This is a genomic window from Microbacterium sp. Y355, assembly GCF_059445345.1.
In genome coordinates this window covers 2,845,516-2,865,633 of sequence record NZ_JCAIUD010000001.1, presented here as the reverse complement: position 1 = coordinate 2,865,633, position 20,118 = coordinate 2,845,516, and the positions used below count along the sequence as shown (strand labels likewise).

Here is a 20,118-nt window from a genome sequence, read left to right as displayed (position 1 = left end):
GATGCCGCATGCCAAGCTAGCCCCATGGCGAACTCCCGCTCCGGTGACTCGATGACCGAGCGCATCGTGCGCGTGCTCGACACGTTCACGGCAGAGCGCACCATGCAGACCGCGACTGAGATCGCCGAGCGCGCCGGCCTGCCCGCGTCGAGCGCGCATCGCATCGTCAGAGATCTGATCGCCGCCGGCCTGCTCGAGCGCGATGACGAGAATCGCGTGCGACTCGGTATGCGGCTGTGGGAGCTCGCGCTGCGCGGATCCAGCGCGCTGCGCCTGCGTCAAGCAGCCCTGCCGCACATGGAGCACGTGCAGATCTTGATCCGCGAGCACACCCAACTCGCCGTCCTGGAGCACGAGGAGGCCCTGTTTCTGGAGCGCCTTTCACATCCGGATGCCGGCGCCAACATCACCCGCGTCGCAGGTCGCCTGCCGTTGAACGCGTCATCCTCCGGCCTTGTGCTCCTCGCCCACGCTGATCCCGAAGTGCGCGAGCACGTGCTCGCCCGCCCACTGCGCGCGGTCTCGCCCGAGACCGTGACGGATGCCGCGACTCTGCGGTCACTGCTCTCATCCATCAGGCGGCAGGGATACGTCATCGCACCGGGGTCGATCGAGTCGGTCTCGACCGGCGTCGCGGTGCCGGTGCGCGATCGCGGCGAGGTCGTCGCCGCGCTCTCGGTGGTGCTGCCAAGACAGAAGCCACCCCAGCCTGCCGTGCAGGCCCTGCTCGACGCAGGGAAGGGCATCGAGCAGGAACTGCGCGAGATGCGCTGACGCCCATTCAATGGGATTCTCTGATCGCAAAGACCCGTGGGGCGCAGACTGGTCGACGAACGCGGATGCCGCAGCATCCACCCGTCGAAGGAGACGACATGAGCACCGCCGCACCGAACGCGACCACCGTCCGCACCCGAGTCGCGATCGTCGGCGCAGGGCCAGCAGGCCTCATCCTGTCGCACCTGCTGGCAGGCTCCGGCATTGAATCCATCGTGATCGACCAGCGCTCTCGCGCGGAGATCGAATCGACGATCCGCGCCGGCATCCTCGAACAGGGCACCGTTGATCTCCTCACCGCGATCGATCCGAACACGCGCGTGCACACCGTCGGCGACCGCCACGATGGCATCGAGCTGCGCTTCCAGGGCGAGGGCCACCGCATCGACTTCCCAGGACTCGTCGGACGCAGCGTGTGGCTGTATCCGCAGCACGAGGTACTCAAGGACATGCTCGCGCTGCGTCTCGGCGCTGGCCAGGATCTGCGATTCGGAGTCACCGCGACCCGTGTTGACGGCATCGAGACAGATCGCCCGCGCGTGATCGCGACGGATACCGACGGCGCAGAGCTCATCATCGACGCGGACTTCGTGGTCGGCGCCGACGGCTCACGCTCGGTCGTGCGCCCGGCGATCACAGGCACTTCGAGGGATGGCTACTTCCGCGAGTATCCGTTCGCATGGTTCGGCATCCTGTGCGAAGCTCCGGCGAGCGCTGACGAGCTCATCTACAGCAACTCCCCCGATGGCTTCGCCCTGATCAGCCAGCGCAGCCCCGAGGTGCAGCGAATGTACTTCCAGTGCGACCCCGACGTCGACCCGAATGCCATGAGCGAGGCGGAGATCTGGGAGACGCTGCAGTTGCGGGTGCCCGGCACCACACTCAAGGAGGGCAAGATCTTCCAGCGTGATGTGCTGCGCTTCCGCAGTTTCGTCTCGCGCGAGCTGCGACACGGCCGTGCCGCCCTCGTCGGTGACGCGGCGCACACTGTGCCGCCCACCGGCGCCAAGGGCATGAACCTCGCGATCGCCGATGTCGTCGTGCTGTCACGTGCGCTCGACGCACTGCTGCGCGACAACGACGCCCGACTGATCGACGGCTACGCAGAACTCGCCCTCCGCCGCATCTGGAAAGCACAGAATTTCTCGTGGTGGATGACGAGCATGCTGCACACCGCTCCCGACGCCAGCGATTTCGACCACCTGCGCCAGACCGGCGAACTGCGCTCGGTCGTGGATTCCGAGGCCGGGCGAACCTACCTAGCCGAGGCCTACACCGGCTGGCCGATCGACTAGCCCCTCTCGAAACGACAAAACCACGCCGAGACCACGGCGTTTCGCCGTGGTCTCGGCGTGGTCTTGCGGGTTCACGCAGAGGCCGGCGTGCGGTTCTCCGCACTCACCATCCACGCGAACTGCTCAAGCTTCTCGAGGACAGCGTGCAGAATATCGGCACTGGTGGGGTCCTCTTCATCCACGCCGTCATGCACCTCTCGAATGGTGTGCACGACCGCTTCGAGGCGGGCCGTGATCAAGTCCACAGTCGCTGAGGTGTCAATCTCGCCCTGGGGAAACTCGGGCAGCGTCGTGGTGGATGCCACGGTGTCACTTCGCCCGTCCGGAATCGCGTGGAGCGCGCGCATGCGCTCAGCGACCGTGTCACCGAACTCGCGCGCGGCCTCGATGATCTCGTCCAGCTGACGGTGCGTGTCGCGGAAATTGCGACCGACCACGTTCCAGTGCGCCTGCTTGCCCTGCAGCGACAGCTCGATCAGATCGACCAGAACCGACTGCAGGTCTGCACTCAACTTCTTGGAAGCGATGAATCCCTTCTCGGCGTTCTGGCGCCTGGTGCTCTTCGACCCCGTCCCTCCTGGGGCGGTGCGATTCGTCTTTGTGTTTGCTTTGGTCGTTGCCATGTTGACCTCCTGTCCGCGACGCTAGAGCGCGTCGGTGCGTCACGCCTAGGGGGTTGACACGAGATCCGGAGCTGCGACCGCTGCCGTGCGCGCCCGGAATCGCCATGCCGCGACCGCGAGCACGACAACGGCGAGCACGATCGCAGTGGATGCCACAACCGGCGCCTCCGGCTCCCCTGACCAGCGACCGACGGCGATCCAGACCAGCGCCCATGAGGTCGCCACAGCCGGCGCCCAACGGCCACCGCGCCAGGCAGTGAACACCGCAATCAGACCGGCGCCGATCAGAGTGATAGTGCCGGGAATCCCCGGCTGCTCCTTCCAACTGCTGAGCCCGATGTCCGCGAGCCACGCAGCGAGATTCGCGGCCGCAGCCACCGTCACCCAGCCGAGATACAGCCCGATCATCCCGTCGACGAGCACGATCTCGGCCACCGTGCCGCGCCCTCGCCTGCGGCACGCCCGCACGAATGTCACCAGCAGCACCCCGAGCAGAATCATGATGATCACGAAAGACTCGGCGATGCGCCACGCCTGCACACACACGATCCACACAGCGTTCAGCAGAGCGGATGCCGCGATCCCATAGCCGACGGTGCGATGCAGCGGCTTCACTGCCTGCGCGGGAAGCAGCTGCCAGAGCGCGTATGCCACCAGCCCCAGGTAGATCACTGACCAGATCGCGAACGCGATGCCTGCGGGTGCGAGCACCGTGGCATCTGCGGCGAAGGCTCCGCCAGCTGCATCCGCAATACCGTTGCCGCCGATGAGCCCCGAGCCGAACACGGCGGCGGCCGTCGCACCGGCGACGGTCAGCGCGACGACGATACGACGAACGCGATCAGACTGCTCTGTCTGGGACATGACCCCAGGGTAGATCGTCTCCTCCGCTGCTACTCCACTGCGGGCGGCGTGGCGCAGGTGGTGAGGTTGGAGATGGTGTCGTGATACTGCTCAGCGGTGAAGGGCAGTCCGAAATCTGGGGCGGTCTGTCCACTCGCGGCGGGTGCCTTCGATGCGATCGCCGCCAGTTCCCAGGCGAGGTACGCCGCCGGAGCTGGGCCGGCCGTGGAGTTGTTCAAGACGATGGCAACGGTGAAGCCGGTCTCCGGATCGGAGTAGGCAGCGCTTGCATACCCTGGCGTCCAGCCGTGCTGGCCGATCATCGACCCGACCAGGTAGGCCCCGCCGGTGGCCTGGTACCAGGACGGAGCACCCGCAGCGATGGGGAGTGCATTCGCGAACCGATCAGGCTCTGCGTTCTCGCCGCGCAGCCCCTCACGCGCCGTCGCCTGCACGTAACGGCCGAGATCGTCGATCGTCGAAACCACACCGGAGTCGGTGTAACCGGTGCTCGAGGAGAGCGTCGTAATGTCGACGGGCGCTGAGCAGTCATAGCCGCCCTCGATCGGGTTCAAGTAGTTTCCGCTCAACGATGTTGGTCCAGGCGTTGCGGCAGCAGCACTGGGCAACGAGGTGCTGGTGAGCCCGAGCGGCGCGGTGACGTACTCGGCGATGAGCTCGGAAGCGGTCTTGCCTGATGCCCGCTCCAGCGCGAGTCCGAGCAGCAGATACCCGGCATCGGAGTCGCGGTAGGTCGTGTGCGCAGTGACCGGCGCCTGCCCGAGCCCGAAGGACGCCAGCTCCAGCGGTGCCCATACGCGCTCTGGGGTGTTCAGCCACATGCTCGCGACCGCCCCCTCGGATGACCCGATGCCGCTCGTGCCGTTGCAGAGGTCTAGCAGAGTGATGTCGCCGAGGTGCGCGACACCGGAGGCGTGATCCGGCACTGGCGCGTCGAGTTCGACCACGCCGTCGTCGGCGAGGCCGTACAGCACGTCGCAGGTCATCAACCGGGTGGTGTCCGCGATGCGGAACGTCATGTCCGTGGTGACCGCGGTCTGGTCCTCGACAGATTGCGTCCCCATCGCCGTAACCCAGGTGCCGCTCCACGGCACCCAGACGCCGACGATCGCTCCGGTCGCTCCGGTATTGACGATCGCGTTCTCGACCGCGGCCTGCAATTGCGCGGCCGTCTCGTCCGGCAGCGGCTGGTCGACCTGATCCGGTGGCGTGTAGGAGAAACTAGCCTCGACGGTCGAGCAGCCGGTCAGGACGAGCGCGAGCGCGACAGCGCCTGCGGCGGCACGCCAACGGCGCGACGAAAGTACGTGCATGAAGGAACTCCAGGGTGGTTTATGCACCGAGTCTAAAGCTCCCACCTGGAAACACGTCGCCAATCACCCCCTGCTCGCGGGAGACGTACAGTAAAGACGTGCCTCATATCTTCGAAGACGACGTCGTCTCTGCGGTCCTCCGTCACATGAATGACGACCATGCAGAGGACAACCTCCTCATTGCACGCGCGTTCGCCTCGGCATCCGATTTCAAGATCACCGGCGCGGTGATGCTCGACTTCGACGGCGACGGCGGCGCCTGGCAGATCACCCGCGCCGGCATTCCCGAAGCGCTGGATGTCCCGTGGCCCGGCGGGCCGATCACGGAACGCTCCGCGGTGAGGCGCGAAGTGGTCGCACTGTATGACGCGGCCTGCGAACGGCTCGGTGTCGAGCCCCGCCCACACGCGTAGCGAAACCGGGCTCTACCGCTCAAGTTAGGTTCCCCTTACACTTGGGCGTATGGCGGACCTTATCTCCTTCTCTGCGGCTCTGCGTGAGCGCTCCTCGACCTCCCACTCGCGCAGCGAGCACGCAGGCTTCATGGCAGATCTCCTGGGGGGTGAGGGGTCCCGCGAGGACTACATCGCTCTCGTTGCCCAGCACTACTTCATCTACGCGGCGCTCGAGAGTGCTGGCGAGCGGATGCGCGGAAACCCCGTCGCGTCCGTCTTCATCACAGACAAACTGACGCGTCTCCCCGCGCTCGAGGCTGACCTCGAGTTCCTCGTCGGCCCGGGGTGGCAAGACAAGATCGCACCGCTTCCGACCACCCAGCGTTACGTCGAGCGCATCAACGAAGTCGGCGCCACGTGGGCTGGCGGTTTTGTCGCACATCACTACACCCGCTACCTCGGCGACCTCTCCGGCGGCGTGTTCATCGGCCGGGTCATGCAGCGCCGATTCGGCTTCGAGACCAACGGCATCGGCTTCTACCTGTTCGACGACATCGCCGACCCGAAAGCGTTCAAGGACGTCTACCGTGAGCAGTTGGATGCTGCGCCATGGGATGACGCCGAGCGCGAGCGCGTGATCGACGAGGTGCTGTTGGCGTACCGCTTCAACACCGAGCTGTTCCTCGACCTCGACCGGGCACGGGTCGCGGCCTAGGCCTTCACCTCAGGCGTCGACGCCTTCTCCCACGCCTCCCGCATGAAGCGGCGCACGTCCTCATCGACCTTGATGTCGCTCGGCCGCAATGGGCGCGACAGGTACAGACCGTCCAGCGAGGTCAGCCGCGACAACGCCACATAGGTCTGCCCTGGCGCGAATGCGCCGCCACCGAGGTCGATGATCGCCCGGTCGTAGGTCTTGCCCTGCGACTTGTGGATCGTGACCGCCCACGCGAGCCGAAGCGGGAACTGCATGAACTCCGCGATCACATCGCGGCTGAGCGTCTTGGTGCTCGGGTTGTAGGAGTAGCGAAATCTCTCCCAGACGGCCGGCTCGACATCAACGTCCTCACCGTCGATCTCCACTCGCACCGCTCCACCGAGGATGCGCTTCACCGTGCCGATCGTGCCGTTCACCCATCGTGGCGGCTCACCGGTCATCGACACGTCGTTACGCAGGAACATCACCTGTGCGCCGATCTTGAGCTTCAGTTCGGAATCGGCGGGATATGAGGCATCCCCTCGACCGAAGTCTCCGTTGATCTCAGCCTTGGCCGTCTGCTCTTTGCCCGCGAGAGCCGTGAGGTGACGCCGGTTGATGTTGTTGACGATGTCGTTGCGGGTGGCGAGAGTGATGATCGGGATCTCGCCCGGCTCCGGATCCGGTGGGGTGCGCGTGCCCTGGCCGTTCAGCGCCTCCGCGATCTCAGCCGTCACGCGCCCGTAGCGCACGGCGTTCAGCATCGTCTTGAACCCGTCGTCTGACTGACGGTGGATCTGCACCAGCTCACGCACATGCAGCTGAGCGCCGTGGCGTCCGAGATCGATGAGGCCGTCAGTGGCGCCCATCGTCGCACCGGCCCACACCTTGGCATCAAAGAACCAGAACGAGCGGTAGTGATCCTGCACGTAGCGCAACTCGTCTCCGCGCGGCGGCACAGGGGCGAGCTGATACGGATCACCGAACATCACGACCTGCACACCGCCGAACGGCTCTGCACGGCGGCCTCGAGCCTGTCGCAGGGCTCGATCCATACCATCCATGAGATCGGCATTGACCATCGAGATCTCATCGATCACGAGCGTGTCGATGGCGTTCAGGATGCGCCGTGTGGCGTCGTTCTGATCGATCTCGTTCTCTGCGATCAGGCCGATCGGCAGCCGGAACAGCGAATGGATCGTCTGACCCTCGACATTCAGCGCCGCGACACCGGTCGGCGCGCAGATCGCGATCTGCTTCTCGGTGTTCCAGGCGAAGTACTGCAGCAATGTTGACTTGCCGGTGCCGGCTCGCCCCGTGATGAAGACATGCTCTCTGGTGTCCTCAATGAGCCGATACAGCTCCTGCTGCTCTTCGGACAAGGCGGGAAGGGACACGTCACTTATCGTACTTCGCCGCTCGCTGGCACCCGTTGCGCTTCCGTATAGAACTTGGGCAACGCTCGGCCCTGTCACAGGCCGAGCCTTCTAGACTTGCGCCATGGATCAGCCTGTGACGTCGCCGCGGCGCCGCCGTCTGGGCACTGATCTCACAATTCTGGCAGTGATCGGCGTGCTGCTGCTCGGCGCGATCGGCGCCGCGGGCGCGACGCTCTACAAAGAGTTCTACGGTCCTTCCGCCTTCGTCACCCGGTATCTCGATCTACTCGCCACCGGCCGCGCCGCCGATGCACTGCACCTTCCCGGCGTCGCCATCGACCGCGACACCATCGAGGGTGCCGGTATTGCGGTAGGTGCATCCGAAGCGCTGCTTCGCCAGGCGGCGCTCGCGCCGCTCAGCGACATCACAGTGATCTCGGAGGAGACCACCGACGCGGTCACGTCTGTCACCGTGTCGTATGTCGCAGGCTCACACCCCGGCACCACCACATTCGAGGTGGAACAGGACGGCTGGGTCGGTGTCACCCCGAACTGGACGTTCACTCGCACACCGCTGGCTGCGGTGTCGCTGACCGTCCTTGGCGCCGATCGCTTCGCGGTCAACGGTTTCGAGATCGATCGGCACCAGGTGTCACCGGACGGCGCCGGCGCCGTCCCCACCGACCCACTGCCCCTGCTAGTATTCACACCCGGCGTGTATTCCGTAACCGTGGACACGGCGATCTCCACCTCGCCCGGCGTCAGCTTCCTAGCCGATTCACCCCTCACGCAGACACCGGTGGAGGTGCAGACGATCCCGACGGAGGAGTTCGTCTCTGTCGTGCAGACTCGCGTCGAGGAGTTCCTCACCGAGTGCACCACTCAGCAGGTGCTGCTGCCGACGGGCTGCCCGTTCGGACTCGAGGTGCAGAACCGCCTCGCAAACCTGCCGGTGTGGTCGATCGCTGTACAGCCTGCTGTCACGGTCGAGCCGGACGGCGCACAGTGGATAATCCCTGCAACCGATGCTGTGGCTCACATCGAGGTCGACATCCGCTCGCTCTTCGACGGTTCGATCCAACACATCTCAGAGGACGTGCCTTTCCGCGTGGACGGCACGATAGCGATTCTGCCGGATGACTCGGCATCCATCCGAGTCGGGTCACCGGGCGAATAACCGGTCAGCGTGGCGCGCGCTGATCCCGCTCCGCAAGCGCTGCCAGCTGAGCGTTGTACTCCTCAAGCTCGGCCTCGCCGGTGCGATCCGCATGACGGTCGCTACGGCGCTGCAGCCTGGTGTCATCCCGGCTCCACTGGATTGCCACAGTGATGGCGAGAATCAGAGTCGGAATTTCACCGACTGACCACGCGATGCCACCACCGGTGTACTGATCCTCCATCGGCGTCGGACCCCAGGTGCGTCCCATCGAACCGAACCACTCGGCGACCATCAGCCCCTCCTGCATCATGATCGCGACGCCGAAGAACGCGTGCATTGCCATGATGGCGATCAGGGTGATGAGCCTGCCGGGGTATGGCAGTCGATACGGAATCGGATCGATGCCGACCAGAGTCATCACGAACAGGTACCCCGAGATGAGGAAGTGGATGATCATCCACTCGTGTCCAAGGTGCTCGTACATCGACCAGCGCACGAGGTCGGTGAAATAGAACGCCCACAGCGACCCGATGAAGATGCCCGCCGCAACGAACGGATGTGTGACGACACGCGAGAACGGCGAGTGCACCGCCCACATGATCCACTCGCGTCCGCCGCGGGTACCGTCGTCGCGTTTATGGATGCTGCGCAGCGCCAACGTGATGGGAGCGCCGGACACGAGCAGCAGCGGAATCGCCATCGACAGGACCATGTGCCCGAGCATGTGCACGCTGAACAGGTACTCCTGGTACAGGTTGATCGGCCCACAGGTGACCCAGAAGAGGATCGCCAGCCCGAGCAGCCAGAACACAGTGCGGTGGATCGGCCAGCGATCCCCTCGCCGGTGCATGCGCCAGACGCCAGCCAGGTAGAAGAAGGCTCCGAGGGCCACAGCCATCACCCAGAGGATGTCGAAGTCCCAACCGGTGAACCACTTATCGATGGTGAACTCGGGCGGCATCGGAGAGCGCGTGAGAATCTCCGCAGGCGTCTGCCTAATGGCGCTCGTCTCACCCGTGGGAGGAGGCGTGCGTGCGAGCGCGGCGGCCGCGCCGGATGCCAGTCCCATCAGTGCGACTTCGCAGAGCACCAGCATCCAGAACCAGCGCGACGCCCGTTCGCCGTCGAGGCGAGGAATCAGGCGTGCGCGGTACCAGGCGCCGAGCAGGCCCATCCCGCCAAGGAGCACCACCTTGGCGAGGATGATGATGCCGTAGGGCGTCGACAGCCCCTCCCAGCCCCCGAGACCGACCAGGGAACGCACGATGCCGGAAGCCGCAACGACGAAGAACGAGACGATGGCGAGGCTGGAGTACCGGCGCACGAGGGTGGCGGAGTCGACCCCCTCCACACCGCGCAGGACGACGAGCAGGATCAGGCCGCCGAGCCAGACGGCAGCGCCGATCGTGTGCAGCAGGATCGAGTTGACGGCGATGACGTGACCGGAGAGCTCGCCGGAGTGCCCCTGGGTGGCCATCGGCAGCAGAGCCGCGATCGCGATGACGGCTGTGATGAGGGTCGTCGTCCAGCCGCGCCAGGCGAACAGCAGGATCGTGACCACTGCGCCCATGAGTGTGGTGATCAGCCACGCCTGGCCGAGCGGAAGGGTGAACAGGAAGCGCCCCAGTTGCTCGCCGAACTGTTCGTCCAGGCTGAGCGCGATGCCGGAGAAGGCGCTGCGGAAGGTGAGGAATCCCGTTGCGCCTGCCGAGATCGTGAAGACGGCTGCGCCGACGGATGCCGTATCCAGTGCCGTCTCGAACGGCTTCTCCCCCGCACGCAGCGCGAAGAGGGCGAGGACGATCGAACCGATCATGGCCGCGGCGCTGATGTTGTTCACTGTGCGCGCCGCCGGGAGTCCCCAGCGAACGAGCGCGCCGGGGTCCTGGAGAAGCTGCTCGGCTGCTCCACCGCCGAAGAGGAGCGCAGCGACGAGAGCGACAGCCGCGGCGACGGCAAGCACGAGAACGCCGGCCGCGCGATACGCCGACGATCGCGCAGTGCGGGGGCCGTTGGAAGTCACCCCTCCAGCCTACGTTCGTCGCGGCCATAGAAAGCACGAAGGCCGCCCCTCCGAAGAGGGGCGGCCGTCGAGAAGGAGCCGTCTTACTTGACGGATGCCTTCAGCTTGGAACCAGCGGTCACCTTGACGCGCTTGCCAGCAGGGATCTTGATCTCTGCACCGGTCTGCGGGTTGCGGCCCGTGCGAGCTGCGGTGTCGACCTGCTCGAATGCGATCCAGCCCGGGATCGAGACCTTGCTGCCCTTGGCAACAGCGTCAGAGACCGTGGCGAACAGCGAGTCGAGGACGCCCGAGACGGTTGCCTGGCTCTGGCCAGTGGCGGAAGCGATGCTCGCGACGAGCTCGGTCTTGGTGATGGACTTGTCAGCCATGTCATCCTCCAGCGACGAAGTGTCGCATTGTTTTTTGTGATTGGAGCGGATGCTCCTGATCGAGTGACCGCCTCGAATGTATCAACCACCGCCCACATTTCCCCGTCATTTCGCGGGTTTTGGGGTTTTCATAGGCGTGTCGCGTCACTTTTGCCACTCCAGTCACAGATTTGTGGCTACGGGGACCGGTTTGGGGCGCGGCGGCGGGTGGATGCGGCAGGTGGATGCGCCGGGTATCCGCCCGCCGCGTTGGGCGGAGAACGCAGCCTTGGGCGGAGCCTCTGCGGCGGAGTCTCCGCCCATCAGCGCGAACTCCGCCCAACGATGCGGACGGCGCAGGGTTCGGATGCACGGTTGGGATGCAGCGGGCAAAGCAGAGCACAGACACGACGGGATGCTACGGGTGTGGCTGTGCGGCTCAGGCGCGGTGAAGACCCTGTGCAACTGCGGCCATGATCAGAGCCTGCACCTCGGGCCAGCGATCGAAGAGCTGTTCATAGCTCACTCGGATCACGTGGTAGCCACGCAGCTTGAGGCGGGCGTCGTGGTCGATGTCGCTCGTGCGTTGAGCGCCAACGTGGTGCCCGCCGTCGATCTGCACGATGAGCCTCTCACCGATGAGGCAGTCGACTCGATGCCCGAGCACCCAGGCCTGCGGGACGATGGGAAGGTTCATCCACCGCAGTCGTGTGAGGAAGATTGTTTCGGTACCCGCATCCGCGAATGGACGAGCATCCTCGACGAGGCGACGTGCCGACGGCGGCAGAGGTACCCGGCGCATCACATCCAGATCGAGCATGCCCTTGTGCAGTGCTGACTCCCACACGGCGAGCGCCGATTCATACGGTTGACAGCGAGCGACGAGCACCAGGGCATTCTCCAGCGAATCTTCGCAGGAGTCAGGATCCCGAGGAAAGAGCGGCAAACTCCAGTGGATGGTGCCTCGCGAGGTACGAGCGTGGCCGGATTTCGGCGGAGCCGCTACGTGCGGCTCGGATGCATCGAGCACCCACAGATCCCTTCGCGCGGCAAGGATCACGCAGCTGAGCACGACTCCGCGGCGCGCGGCGGCCACAAGCATGGCATCCGCTCCGATGAGCGCGACCCAACCGCGGCATACCGAGGAGATCAACCCACGCTCGCGCGCCACACGCAGCGCGTGCGTGCTGACCCCGGCGCGGCGCAGGGTGTCGAGTCTGGCCACCCCGCCGCGCTCGTTCAGTTCTGTGATCGGGTCCATGCGTCGATAGTGCCCGTGCGGGCCGGGCCGACTCGGTTCTATACCCACGTTCGGTGGACAACTTCTCAACAACGCAGATGGTGCAGAAGCACTCCGCGGCTCACGCCCCTCCCGCGCCTCAGCTCCCCGCGCTCGCCCTCACCCTCACGCGCTTGGGCGGAGAACGCAGCGTTGGGCGGAGCTTTAGCGGCTGAGGCTCCGCCCAACGGCGCGAACTCCGCCCAACGACGCGGTGCGGGGCGCACAGCCCAGAGCACAGGCACGGGGCACCCAGGCCCACAGCCCACAGCCCAGGAACCTGCGGCGCCCGGACACGCAAAAGGGGCGAGGATCCGAAGATCCTCGCCCCTTTTATGCGATGCTTACCAGCTCGACTTGGTGATACCGGGCAGCTCGCCACGGTGTGCCATGTCGCGGAAGCGAACACGCGAGATGCCAAACTTCGTCAGCATGCCACGGGGGCGACCGTCGATGGCGTCACGCGAACGGACGCGAACCGGCGACGCGTTGCGCGGCAGCTTCTGCAGTCCGAGACGTGCAGCCTCGCGGGCCTCGTCGGTTGCGTTCGGGTCGACCAGGGTCTTCTTCAGCTCGGCGCGACGCTCTGCGTAGCGCTCGACGATGACCTTGCGCTGCTCGTTACGAGCAATCTTGCTCTTCTTCGCCATGCTTAGCGCTCCTCGCGGAATTCGACGTGCTTGCGGACGACCGGGTCGTACTTCTTCAGCACGAGGCGGTCGGGGGTGTTACGACGGTTCTTCTTGGTCACGTACGTGTAACCAGTGCCTGCCGTCGAACGAAGCTTGATGATCGGACGGATGTCCTGTGACTTCTTGGCCATTAGAGCTTCACACCCTTCGCCTGGAGGTCCTTGACCACGTTCTCGATGCCACGAACGTCGATCACCTTGATGCCCTTGGCGGACACGTTCAGCGTGATCTTACGACCGAGCGACGGAACGAAATAGGTCTTCTTCTGCACGTTCGGGTCGAAGCGACGCTTCGTCCGCACGTGCGAGTGTGAGATGGTGTGACCGAAGCCGGGAATAGCTCCAGTAACCTGGCACACTGCTGCCATGTGATTACTCCTTCATTACCGTGAGACCGGACGGCCTCACCCAAGATCCCTTGTCTGCGTGCCGCGCCCTTCAACAAGCTCGGGGCCACAACACACGAACCACGCACAGGAGTGTGCGCAGACAAAGAGTCAGTTTAGCATGGCTTGACTCTCGGCCGCGCCCCGTCCCCAGCGGAACGCCGAGACCGTCGGATCACCCTCGATCCAGAATCGCCAGGGGAAGGCGCTCGTTCCAGCGATGCCGCCAACGCCGACGCGTGGGCCTGTGGAAATGTCTGCGACGGGGGCGTCGAGCCACAATTGCGCACGCGCGCCATTCAGCGGCTTGTCGGTAACCGCGTCGAGCCCATCGTGAAGTGGATGCCGGAGCCCAGACACCTGACCTAGCCGACCGGGCCCGCGGGCGAGATCGCGTCCTGCCCTGCCGGAGCGGGATGCCGCGGCATCCGCCCCTTCGATCACCTGACCGGCGCGCAGCAGCACACCTCCGGCGAGACCGTCTGGCCCGCACACGACGTTGACGCAGGAGTGGATGCCATGGCTGAGGTACACGTAGAGGTGCCCCGGTTCGCCCCACATCGTGGCATTGCGGGCGGTGCGTCCCATGCGCGCGTGCGACCCGGGGTCTGCCGCCTCCCCCGTGCCCTGTCCGTGGTACGCCTCGACCTCAGTGATGCGCAGGCGCACTTCGAGGCCATCGACGACCGTACGAAGCTCGGCGCCGAGCAGGCGAGGAGCAACGTCAAGCGGCAGTCCCGCGAGCTCTGCCCTGGTCGCACGGCGAAGCGCCATGTGCTCAGAAGGCCGGTGCCATCTGGCACCACGAGATGTCGAATCCGGTGAGCACGGGCATTTCCTCACCCGAACGCAGGTCAAGCAGGTGCGTCTGCAGGGTCCTCGGCAGCGGCACGAGCATGTCGTCGTACGCGTTCTCGGTCAGATCCGGAGCGACGGTCACGGCGGCATACTGCCCGCTGGGCGAAGCACACGCCTGCAGGATCGCACTGCCGCCGGCGACCTCGAGCAGCGGCGTGGCCGCTCCTTCATCATCGACGCGGATGATCGTCTGGCCGGTCGGCAGCCCAGCTTCATCACGCGAAACAACGTGGCGCAGCGTGCCCCCAGGGTAGGGAGTGATGGTCGTGGCTGGACCGTAGTCGGGGTCGGATGCCGCGAGCGGAGTCTCCGAGCCGTCGGCAAGGTTCAGCGCCACGATGCTGCCGTCGATGTGCTCGATGATGGCGGTGTAGGTGCCGCGCGAGACTCCGAGCAGATGCATCGCGATGCCCATGTTCTGGGCTCCGGCATCCCCCGCGCGATCATCGAGCGACAGTGTTCCCGCAAAGTCGATGAACAGCACGGCAGCGGAATCCGGCACGAACTGCCACTCCGCGATGCTGGCCTCTTCCTCGCCGACCTGCACGATCTGCGGCTCGCCGCCGCCGCTGAGCGGTTGGGTGACCAATACGCTCGCGCGACCGCTGTCTTCGCTGATCTCACGGTCCGAATAGATGTAGCCGACCAGACCGCCCCGATCAGAGACCTGTACCGAGCTGACGTAGCCATCTCCCGGGAGCGTCAACTCACGTACGTTCTTCCCATCGCGATTCATGACGAGAATCCTCGAACCGTCGTCATCTTCGACGGCGACGACGAGACTCGTGGCAGTGGCGCGGAAGTCATTGATACGCGGATGCGTGAAGACCGGCACCCCATCGCCATTGAGGTCGGCGCGGAAGATCGAGTCGTCTTCGTCTGTCCTGTTGAGTAGGAAGATCTCGGCGGCCGGAGTCGTGAAACTGGTCGTCAGCTCGGAAGTGGGTCCTCCGCCGATGCCGGTGACGTCAGCGACGCTGACTGTGTACTTGGTCGCGTCGTCGAGCGGGACGGTGAACCGGATGCCGATGCTCCGCCCTGCGGCATCGATCGTGAACGGGGCCGCAGGCTCGACAGTGACCTGAGTCTCATCTATCTCCTGCAGCGACTGGTTTGCAGTGAGGATGACGCGACTGCCGGAGACCTCGATCGCCTCGCTCTCATCCACCTGCACCTCGCTCAGCCGCGGCCCCTGCGTGAGACTGACGACGCTGAGGCCGGCGACGACGACCGCGAGGATGCCGACGACGGCAAGCAGCGTGTAAAGGAAGCGTCGGTCTTTTGGCGCGTGGGGCGGTTCGGATGCTCCGGATGCTTCGGGCACATCGACAGGTTCAGCGACCGCAGGCGCAGGCTCAGCAACGGGGACGGCGAGCGGCGGAATGAAAGTTCCGTCGACCGGCGCTTCCGGAATGGCCGGCACCACCGCGTGAGGAGCAGCGGCCGCGCGCGCAGCGGCTTCTCGCTCCGCAGCCTCAGCCTCAGCCTCACGGGCGGCCCTTGCCTCGGCACGCGTCTGTGGCGGCGTCGAGTGACCCTCAGTACTCATAGGGATCCCCCGGCTCGTCGATCGTGACCACAGAGGTGGGCTCGACGCGCAGCGACCCATCGGAGTCGGCCTTGACGGTACCGGTGACTTCAATCCACTGTCCGGTGCCGTACTCGCCTGAGTCGATGTTCACCGGCACGGCGGCTGGCTGAGCATCGATCACGCAGTGGGTGATGATCATGCGGGTGAGGTTCACGGCATCCGATTCTCCGCCCGGCGTGACGAAACCGGTGAGAGTGACGGTTTGGCCGTCATAAGACTCGGGGCGAGATGCTGTTGCGAAGACGCTCGACCACTCGCCGACACCGAAGGTGGTCGTGTCGGCCACCCCGAGCGTCGGAGTGTCCACTCCGGCGAACAGCGCGCCATCCGCACCGGCGCGTGACATCGCGAGCTCCACGGACAGCGAGGCAGGCGGCAGCACGAGGGCAGCGCCGACGACACCGCTGGCGATCACGCCGGCGGTGACGGTGCCGACGACGCTGAGCGCACGGCGGCGGGATTTCGCGGCATCCGCCTCGCCAGCATCCACGTGATCGTGTCCGTGTTCATGCCCGTGATCGGATTCCTCACCGAGCGGCACTGTGCACGACCAGATCGCTCCGGCGAGCACGACGACCGCCCCGGCACAGGCGAACCAGATCGACTCGGGGCTGATGTAGAGGGTGAGCTGTCCGGAGATGGCAAGGCCAAGCGTCACGACCGAGATCACGACGGCGAGGCCGAGGCCTAGCCAGCGGGTTCCGATTGCCTTCCAGCGCGATGGGGCGGATGCGTGTGAGGGCGCAGACGACTCAGCCAAAGACGTTCACCCCGATCCCGATCGCAAAGGCACTCGCCAACACCACGGCGACGACGCCGACCAACGTGCGAGCGGTGAACGTCGTGCGCAGCAGGGCCAGCATCTTGATATCGACCAGCGGCCCGACCAGCAGGAATGCGATCAGCGCACCGGAGGAGAACGTCGAGACGAAAGACAGCGCGAAGAAGGCGTCGACGTTCGAGCAGATCGCGACCGTCATCGCCAGCGCCATCATCGTGACGATCGACAGCACCGGATTCGATCCGATCGAAAGCAGCACATCGCGCGGGATCAGCACCTGCACGGCTCCGGCGAGCGCGGAGCCGATCACGAGTGCGGGCATGACGGCGCGCAGCTCGACGAGGAACTGGGTGAGGCTTCGCTTTGTGGGCGTGCCGTGCTCGTGTGTGATCCGCTCACGTGTGGCAGTGAACTGCTGGGTGAGCAGCGCATCCGGTGCGGGGTGGCGGCTGTAGATCCAGCCGATCAGGTTCGCGATCAAGTAACCGCCGACGAGTCGCGCGACGAGGATGCCGCCGTCCCAGCCGAACGCCGCGTGCGTCGTGATGATCACGATCGGGTTCACGATGGGCGCGGCGATCAGGAAGGTCATCGCCTCCGCAGGCGCGAGGCCGCGCATCATCAGGCCGCGGGCGAACGGCACGTTGCCGCATTCGCAGACCGGGATCAGCATCCCGAGCAGCGACAGCACGGCGCGACGAGCCCAGCCCTGCCTCGGCAGCCAGCGCTGGATGGTGTCTGGCGGCAGCCATACCTGCACCACGATCGACAGCACCACACCGAGAACGATGAATGGCAGCGCCTCGATGAGCACGCTGAGCGCAAGAGTGAGGCCGTCCTGCGCGCGGTGCGGCAGCGAGTCCTGGAAGAGTGCTGGCGCGAACCTGTCGATCAGGAAGAGAACGGCGATAACGGCGACGCCGATCAGCACACCGAGCCATGGGGAGCGGGGTTTCCCGCGCGCAGGCATCCCCGCTGAATCGCTGGAGCGTCTCCCGGTGACGGTGCTCACGCCACCCCTGCTGCTGCAGCCCGCCGATTTGCGCAGGGTGTGCACAGTCCGAAGATGTCGACGACATGCTCGGCTTCGCTGAAGCCGTGCAGCGAAGCGGTGCGCTGCGCCCAGGCCTCAACCTCCGTCGCTTCAATCTCGACAGTCAGTCCGCAAGACCGGCAGATCAGGTGGTGGTGGTGACCCTCCGTCGAGCAGGCGCGGTAGATCGCCTCCCCCTCCGGGCTCTGCAAAGAGTCGGCGTCGCCGGATGCCGCGAGCCCAGACAGCGCGCGATAGACCGTGGCGAGACCGATGCCGGTATTCTCCTCACGGAGCGTGGCATGCAGGCTCTGCGCGCTCACGAAACCGCGCGCATCAGCGAGTGCTTCCCGCACTCGCTCGCGCTGCCAGGTGTTCCGCTGAGCCATGGCTTGAGTCTAGGCCGCGGCGCTCTGACGTGGCTGGGAACCCGGGAGCCGAAGCTCGCCCGCTTCCCCGAGCCGTGCGTCAGGTCGAGACGAGATGACGTTTCCTGGCGCGCGCCTGGGCGATCAATCCGTCCAAAAGCTCTTCGTATCCCACTCCCGCTGCGGCGACCAGACGCGAGAAATGCGATTCCCGCCGGAGCCCCGGCATGGTGTTGATCTCGTTCAGGACCACACCGTCCGTGCTGAGGAAGAAGTCGACCCGCGCCAGACCCGAAACGCCGACGGCCGTTGCGACCTGCAGCGCGCACCTGCGCAGGTCGGCCAGGTCGTCTGCCGGGAACGTCGCCGGGATCTCCAGCCAGCCGCCGGCACCGGCGTACTTGTGCTCGTAACTGAAGGCGTCTTCCCCGTCCGGCAGATGCAGAAGCGACCCACCGGTCGCATGCAGGGCTCCGTCCTGCCCCGCCCATACGCCCACACTCACCTCGCTCCCCGTGACGAGAGGCTGCAGCAGCGCGATCGGGTCGAGCCTGAAGACATCGTCAAGTGCGACCCGCAGATCGCTCTTCGAGCGCACGACGAACACGCCGACACTGGAGCCTCCGGCATTCGGCTTCGCGATGAGCGGCCATTGGGCGACGTGCGCCAACGCCGAAGCCCGCAGATCGGGATCCGCGAAGTGATCCGCCCGGCTCAGCACATGTGTGGGGATGGTCGGGACACCGCGTCCGGCTGCAGCCCGGGCCGTCGCGAGCTTCGACATCCCGATCTCGCACGCCGCGGCCGAGCTTCCCACGAACCGGATGCCGCGACCCTCCAGTTCGCGCTGCAGACCACCGTTCTCTCCCCAGCCGCCATGCAGCACGGGGAACACGACGTCGTCGGGCTCCAGCTCGACGAGCACATCTTCCGCTGCGACTGCGGGACCGTCGCCGAGGTGCCATCCGCCGTTCTGGTCAATCCGCACTCCCACGACGCTGTGACGCCCACCTAGTGCCGCGACGACATCCTCCCCCGATGCGACAGACACTTCGTGCTCGGTGCTCTGCCCGCCGAACAGCACCACCACGCGATTCATGCCGTCTCCTCCAGCCGTGCCACCCGTCGTCCGAGCCCGGTGAGCACTTCCTGGGCGATGGTGCCGAGGGCGTCTGCCCATTCGCTCAACCCTGGCTCACCACTCCGGGGATCACCGATCAACGTCACCCGCTCCCCAGGTTCGATGCCGCTGCGCCCGACGTCGATGATCGACTGGTCCATGGAGATCGCGCCGATGAACGGAAACCGGCGGCCGCGGATCATCACGGTCATTGGCGGCGCCCCCTCGACGACGGCCCGACGCGGCACCCCGTCTGCGTAGCCGACAGGGATCAGCGCCAACCTGGTGTGACGATCGAGCGCGCGTTGCCCGTATCCGACGGTGTCGCCAGGCACGGCCTCGCGCGTCTGGCTCACACGCGTCTCCCAGCGCGCCACCGGCACCAGGCCAACCGGCACCGTCGGCAGCGGTTCGATCCCGAACAGGCTCGCCCCCAGTCGCACGATGTCCAGCCGCACCCGATTGTCGAGCGTCGCCGACAGCGAGGCGGCGGCGTGCAGCCGAGGGGTAAGCCCCGCTCGCCGAGCCGTCGCGGCCGCCTCTGCGAGTCGGTCAAGTGGCTCGGTGTACTGTTCGGCGGCTGTTCCTGCGAGATGGGTCCAGAGTCCGATCACCCGCACGGACGGCAGCGCATGTGCCGTCCGGAACAGCTCGTCCCAGTGCGGTCGGGCACACCCGGATCGATGCATCCCCGTCTCCAGCTCCAGCTCGACCTCTGCGATGACGTCGATCTCGGCGGCGATGCGCGCGATGGTGAGCAGCTGTCCCACCGAGGCTGGCGACAGCCGGATGCTGTGCTCGAGCGCCGCACGGATCGGCGCCTCGTCGTGCAGCATCCAAGCGAGGATCGGAACGTCGAATCCCGCACGGCGCAACTCGATCGCCTCGTCGCACGTCGCCGTTCCCAGCTCGGTGGCGCCTCCGGCGAGTGCGGCGCGAGCGGCTCGCTCGGCCCCGAGACCGAAGCCGTCTGCCTTGACCACCGCCATCACCGGCGTCCCGCAGACGCGCGTCATCGTTCGCGTGTTCGCGCTGATCGCAGCGGTGGAAACGTGGATCGCAGATGGCGCAGCCACCGGACGCGTCAAAGAATGCATAGTGCCAGCCTTGCCACCGCGTACGCGGCCGTCGTCCGCATA

22 protein-coding genes are annotated in these 20,118 nt (G+C 65.9%); 5 read left to right on the top strand and 17 right to left on the bottom strand.

The window, feature by feature from the left end; translation table 11 throughout:
• Positions 1–24: 24 nt before the first annotated feature.
• Together AC1C2O_RS13835 and AC1C2O_RS13830 are read left to right on the top strand one after the other, a co-directional pair.
• On the top strand, positions 25–774 hold the full coding sequence (locus AC1C2O_RS13835) for an IclR family transcriptional regulator (protein WP_495431017.1): 750 nt from the start codon (positions 25–27) through the stop codon (positions 772–774).
• Between the two features lie 98 nt (positions 775–872).
• A complete protein-coding gene (locus tag AC1C2O_RS13830) occupies positions 873–2,069 on the top strand; it encodes a 4-hydroxybenzoate 3-monooxygenase (protein ID WP_495431016.1) in 1,197 nt (398 codons plus the stop codon).
• Between the two features lie 71 nt (positions 2,070–2,140).
• Here AC1C2O_RS13830 and AC1C2O_RS13825 read toward each other — a convergent pair whose 3' ends face one another.
• Genes AC1C2O_RS13825 through AC1C2O_RS13815 form a run of 3 tightly spaced genes read right to left on the bottom strand, consistent with a single transcriptional unit; the run spans position 2,141 to position 4,869 of the window.
• Positions 2,141–2,692, bottom strand: coding sequence for a Dps family protein (locus AC1C2O_RS13825; RefSeq protein WP_495431015.1), 552 nt, complete (start codon positions 2,690–2,692; stop codon positions 2,141–2,143).
• A 45-nt stretch (positions 2,693–2,737) separates the two neighbouring features.
• A complete protein-coding gene (locus tag AC1C2O_RS13820) occupies positions 2,738–3,556 on the bottom strand; it encodes a TspO-related membrane protein (RefSeq protein WP_495431014.1) in 819 nt (272 codons plus the stop codon).
• 29 nt (positions 3,557–3,585) lie between these two features.
• Positions 3,586–4,869: a serine hydrolase domain-containing protein gene (locus AC1C2O_RS13815; RefSeq protein ID WP_495431013.1), complete on the bottom strand. Its 1,284-nt coding sequence runs from the start codon at positions 4,867–4,869 to the stop codon at positions 3,586–3,588.
• A gap of 98 nt (positions 4,870–4,967) precedes the next feature.
• Here AC1C2O_RS13815 and AC1C2O_RS13810 point away from each other — a divergent pair, with 98 nt between their 5' ends.
• Both AC1C2O_RS13810 and AC1C2O_RS13805 read left to right on the top strand, forming a co-directional pair.
• Positions 4,968–5,282: a DUF2470 domain-containing protein gene (locus AC1C2O_RS13810; RefSeq protein ID WP_495431012.1), complete on the top strand. Its 315-nt coding sequence runs from the start codon at positions 4,968–4,970 to the stop codon at positions 5,280–5,282.
• 49 nt (positions 5,283–5,331) lie between these two features.
• Positions 5,332–5,979: a biliverdin-producing heme oxygenase gene (locus AC1C2O_RS13805; protein WP_495431011.1), complete on the top strand. Its 648-nt coding sequence runs from the start codon at positions 5,332–5,334 to the stop codon at positions 5,977–5,979.
• On the opposite strand, the gene AC1C2O_RS13800 is transcribed toward AC1C2O_RS13805, so the two are convergent.
• A complete protein-coding gene (locus AC1C2O_RS13800; RefSeq protein ID WP_495431010.1) occupies positions 5,976–7,358 on the bottom strand; it encodes an ATP-dependent DNA helicase in 1,383 nt (460 codons plus the stop codon). The genes AC1C2O_RS13805 and AC1C2O_RS13800 overlap by 4 nt on opposite strands.
• A 103-nt stretch (positions 7,359–7,461) precedes the next feature.
• Here AC1C2O_RS13800 and AC1C2O_RS13795 point away from each other — a divergent pair, with 103 nt between their 5' ends.
• Positions 7,462–8,517: a hypothetical protein gene (locus tag AC1C2O_RS13795; protein ID WP_495431009.1), complete on the top strand. Its 1,056-nt coding sequence runs from the start codon at positions 7,462–7,464 to the stop codon at positions 8,515–8,517.
• 4 nt (positions 8,518–8,521) lie between these two features.
• Here the strand turns inward: AC1C2O_RS13795 and AC1C2O_RS13790 are convergent, their stop codons facing one another.
• From AC1C2O_RS13790 to alr, 13 genes are all read right to left on the bottom strand, one after another.
• Positions 8,522–10,522 carry a bifunctional copper resistance protein CopD/cytochrome c oxidase assembly protein gene (locus AC1C2O_RS13790; RefSeq protein WP_495431008.1) on the bottom strand — a complete coding sequence of 667 codons (2,001 nt, stop codon included), beginning with the start codon at positions 10,520–10,522 and terminating at the stop codon, positions 8,522–8,524.
• An 83-nt stretch (positions 10,523–10,605) separates the two neighbouring features.
• Complete coding sequence (locus AC1C2O_RS13785) at positions 10,606–10,893, bottom strand: HU family DNA-binding protein (RefSeq protein ID WP_495431007.1); 288 nt, start codon at positions 10,891–10,893, stop codon at positions 10,606–10,608.
• 418 nt (positions 10,894–11,311) lie between these two features.
• Positions 11,312–12,133, bottom strand: a complete 822-nt coding sequence (locus tag AC1C2O_RS13780; protein ID WP_495431006.1) for an endonuclease domain-containing protein — start codon at positions 12,131–12,133, stop codon at positions 11,312–11,314.
• 362 nt (positions 12,134–12,495) lie between these two features.
• Positions 12,496–12,801, bottom strand: coding sequence for a 30S ribosomal protein S14 (gene rpsN / locus AC1C2O_RS13775; RefSeq protein ID WP_495431005.1), 306 nt, complete (start codon positions 12,799–12,801; stop codon positions 12,496–12,498).
• Between the two features lie 2 nt (positions 12,802–12,803).
• Positions 12,804–12,974: a 50S ribosomal protein L33 gene (rpmG, locus tag AC1C2O_RS13770; RefSeq protein ID WP_439282814.1), complete on the bottom strand. Its 171-nt coding sequence runs from the start codon at positions 12,972–12,974 to the stop codon at positions 12,804–12,806.
• Positions 12,974–13,210: a 50S ribosomal protein L28 gene (rpmB, locus tag AC1C2O_RS13765; RefSeq protein WP_495431004.1), complete on the bottom strand. Its 237-nt coding sequence runs from the start codon at positions 13,208–13,210 to the stop codon at positions 12,974–12,976. Before rpmB ends, rpmG begins: the two co-directional genes overlap by 1 nt.
• A gap of 129 nt (positions 13,211–13,339) precedes the next feature.
• Complete coding sequence (locus AC1C2O_RS13760; protein ID WP_495431002.1) at positions 13,340–14,002, bottom strand: DNA-3-methyladenine glycosylase; 663 nt, start codon at positions 14,000–14,002, stop codon at positions 13,340–13,342.
• A gap of 4 nt (positions 14,003–14,006) precedes the next feature.
• Positions 14,007–15,635 (bottom strand): hypothetical protein, encoded by a 1,629-nt coding sequence (locus AC1C2O_RS13755; RefSeq protein WP_495431001.1) that lies wholly within the window; start codon positions 15,633–15,635, stop codon positions 14,007–14,009.
• Positions 15,625–16,437, bottom strand: a complete 813-nt coding sequence (locus tag AC1C2O_RS13750; RefSeq protein ID WP_495431000.1) for a TIGR03943 family putative permease subunit — start codon at positions 16,435–16,437, stop codon at positions 15,625–15,627. Before AC1C2O_RS13750 ends, AC1C2O_RS13755 begins: the two co-directional genes overlap by 11 nt.
• Positions 16,430–17,428, bottom strand: a complete 999-nt coding sequence (locus AC1C2O_RS13745; protein ID WP_495431740.1) for a permease — start codon at positions 17,426–17,428, stop codon at positions 16,430–16,432. The genes AC1C2O_RS13750 and AC1C2O_RS13745 overlap by 8 nt, the downstream gene beginning before the upstream one ends.
• 38 nt (positions 17,429–17,466) lie before the next feature.
• Positions 17,467–17,880: a Fur family transcriptional regulator gene (locus tag AC1C2O_RS13740; RefSeq protein WP_495430999.1), complete on the bottom strand. Its 414-nt coding sequence runs from the start codon at positions 17,878–17,880 to the stop codon at positions 17,467–17,469.
• Positions 17,881–17,959: 79 nt separating this feature from the next.
• Entirely contained in the window at positions 17,960–18,958 is a 999-nt protein-coding gene (locus AC1C2O_RS13735; protein ID WP_495430998.1) for a D-alanine--D-alanine ligase family protein, read from the bottom strand.
• Positions 18,955–20,076, bottom strand: coding sequence for an alanine racemase (alr, locus tag AC1C2O_RS13730; RefSeq protein WP_495430997.1), 1,122 nt, complete (start codon positions 20,074–20,076; stop codon positions 18,955–18,957). The genes AC1C2O_RS13735 and alr overlap by 4 nt, the downstream gene beginning before the upstream one ends.
• Positions 20,077–20,118 lie beyond the last annotated feature (42 nt).

Excerpts from the sequence above, each read along its gene's own strand:
- AC1C2O_RS13835 (WP_495431017.1), top strand. The coding sequence starts at position 25 with ATGGCGAACTCCCGCTCCGGTGACTCGATGACCGAGCGCATCGTGCGC.
- AC1C2O_RS13830 (WP_495431016.1), top strand. The coding sequence starts at position 873 with ATGAGCACCGCCGCACCGAACGCGACCACCGTCCGCACCCGAGTCGCG.
- AC1C2O_RS13825 (WP_495431015.1), bottom strand. The coding sequence starts at position 2,692 with ATGGCAACGACCAAAGCAAACACAAAGACGAATCGCACCGCCCCAGGA.
- AC1C2O_RS13820 (WP_495431014.1), bottom strand. The coding sequence starts at position 3,556 with ATGTCCCAGACAGAGCAGTCTGATCGCGTTCGTCGTATCGTCGTCGCG.
- AC1C2O_RS13815 (WP_495431013.1), bottom strand. The coding sequence starts at position 4,869 with ATGCACGTACTTTCGTCGCGCCGTTGGCGTGCCGCCGCAGGCGCTGTC.
- AC1C2O_RS13805 (WP_495431011.1), top strand. The coding sequence starts at position 5,332 with ATGGCGGACCTTATCTCCTTCTCTGCGGCTCTGCGTGAGCGCTCCTCG.
- AC1C2O_RS13795 (WP_495431009.1), top strand. The coding sequence starts at position 7,462 with ATGGATCAGCCTGTGACGTCGCCGCGGCGCCGCCGTCTGGGCACTGAT.
- AC1C2O_RS13785 (WP_495431007.1), bottom strand. The coding sequence starts at position 10,893 with ATGGCTGACAAGTCCATCACCAAGACCGAGCTCGTCGCGAGCATCGCT.
- AC1C2O_RS13780 (WP_495431006.1), bottom strand. The coding sequence starts at position 12,133 with ATGGACCCGATCACAGAACTGAACGAGCGCGGCGGGGTGGCCAGACTC.
- rpsN (WP_495431005.1), bottom strand. The coding sequence starts at position 12,801 with ATGGCGAAGAAGAGCAAGATTGCTCGTAACGAGCAGCGCAAGGTCATC.
- rpmG (WP_439282814.1), bottom strand. The coding sequence starts at position 12,974 with ATGGCCAAGAAGTCACAGGACATCCGTCCGATCATCAAGCTTCGTTCG.
- rpmB (WP_495431004.1), bottom strand. The coding sequence starts at position 13,210 with ATGGCAGCAGTGTGCCAGGTTACTGGAGCTATTCCCGGCTTCGGTCAC.
- AC1C2O_RS13760 (WP_495431002.1), bottom strand. The coding sequence starts at position 14,002 with ATGGCGCTTCGCCGTGCGACCAGGGCAGAGCTCGCGGGACTGCCGCTT.
- AC1C2O_RS13755 (WP_495431001.1), bottom strand. The coding sequence starts at position 15,635 with ATGAGTACTGAGGGTCACTCGACGCCGCCACAGACGCGTGCCGAGGCA.
- AC1C2O_RS13745 (WP_495431740.1), bottom strand. The coding sequence starts at position 17,428 with ATGCCTGCGCGCGGGAAACCCCGCTCCCCATGGCTCGGTGTGCTGATC.
- AC1C2O_RS13740 (WP_495430999.1), bottom strand. The coding sequence starts at position 17,880 with ATGGCTCAGCGGAACACCTGGCAGCGCGAGCGAGTGCGGGAAGCACTC.
- AC1C2O_RS13735 (WP_495430998.1), bottom strand. The coding sequence starts at position 18,958 with ATGAATCGCGTGGTGGTGCTGTTCGGCGGGCAGAGCACCGAGCACGAA.
- alr (WP_495430997.1), bottom strand. The coding sequence starts at position 20,076 with ATGCATTCTTTGACGCGTCCGGTGGCTGCGCCATCTGCGATCCACGTT.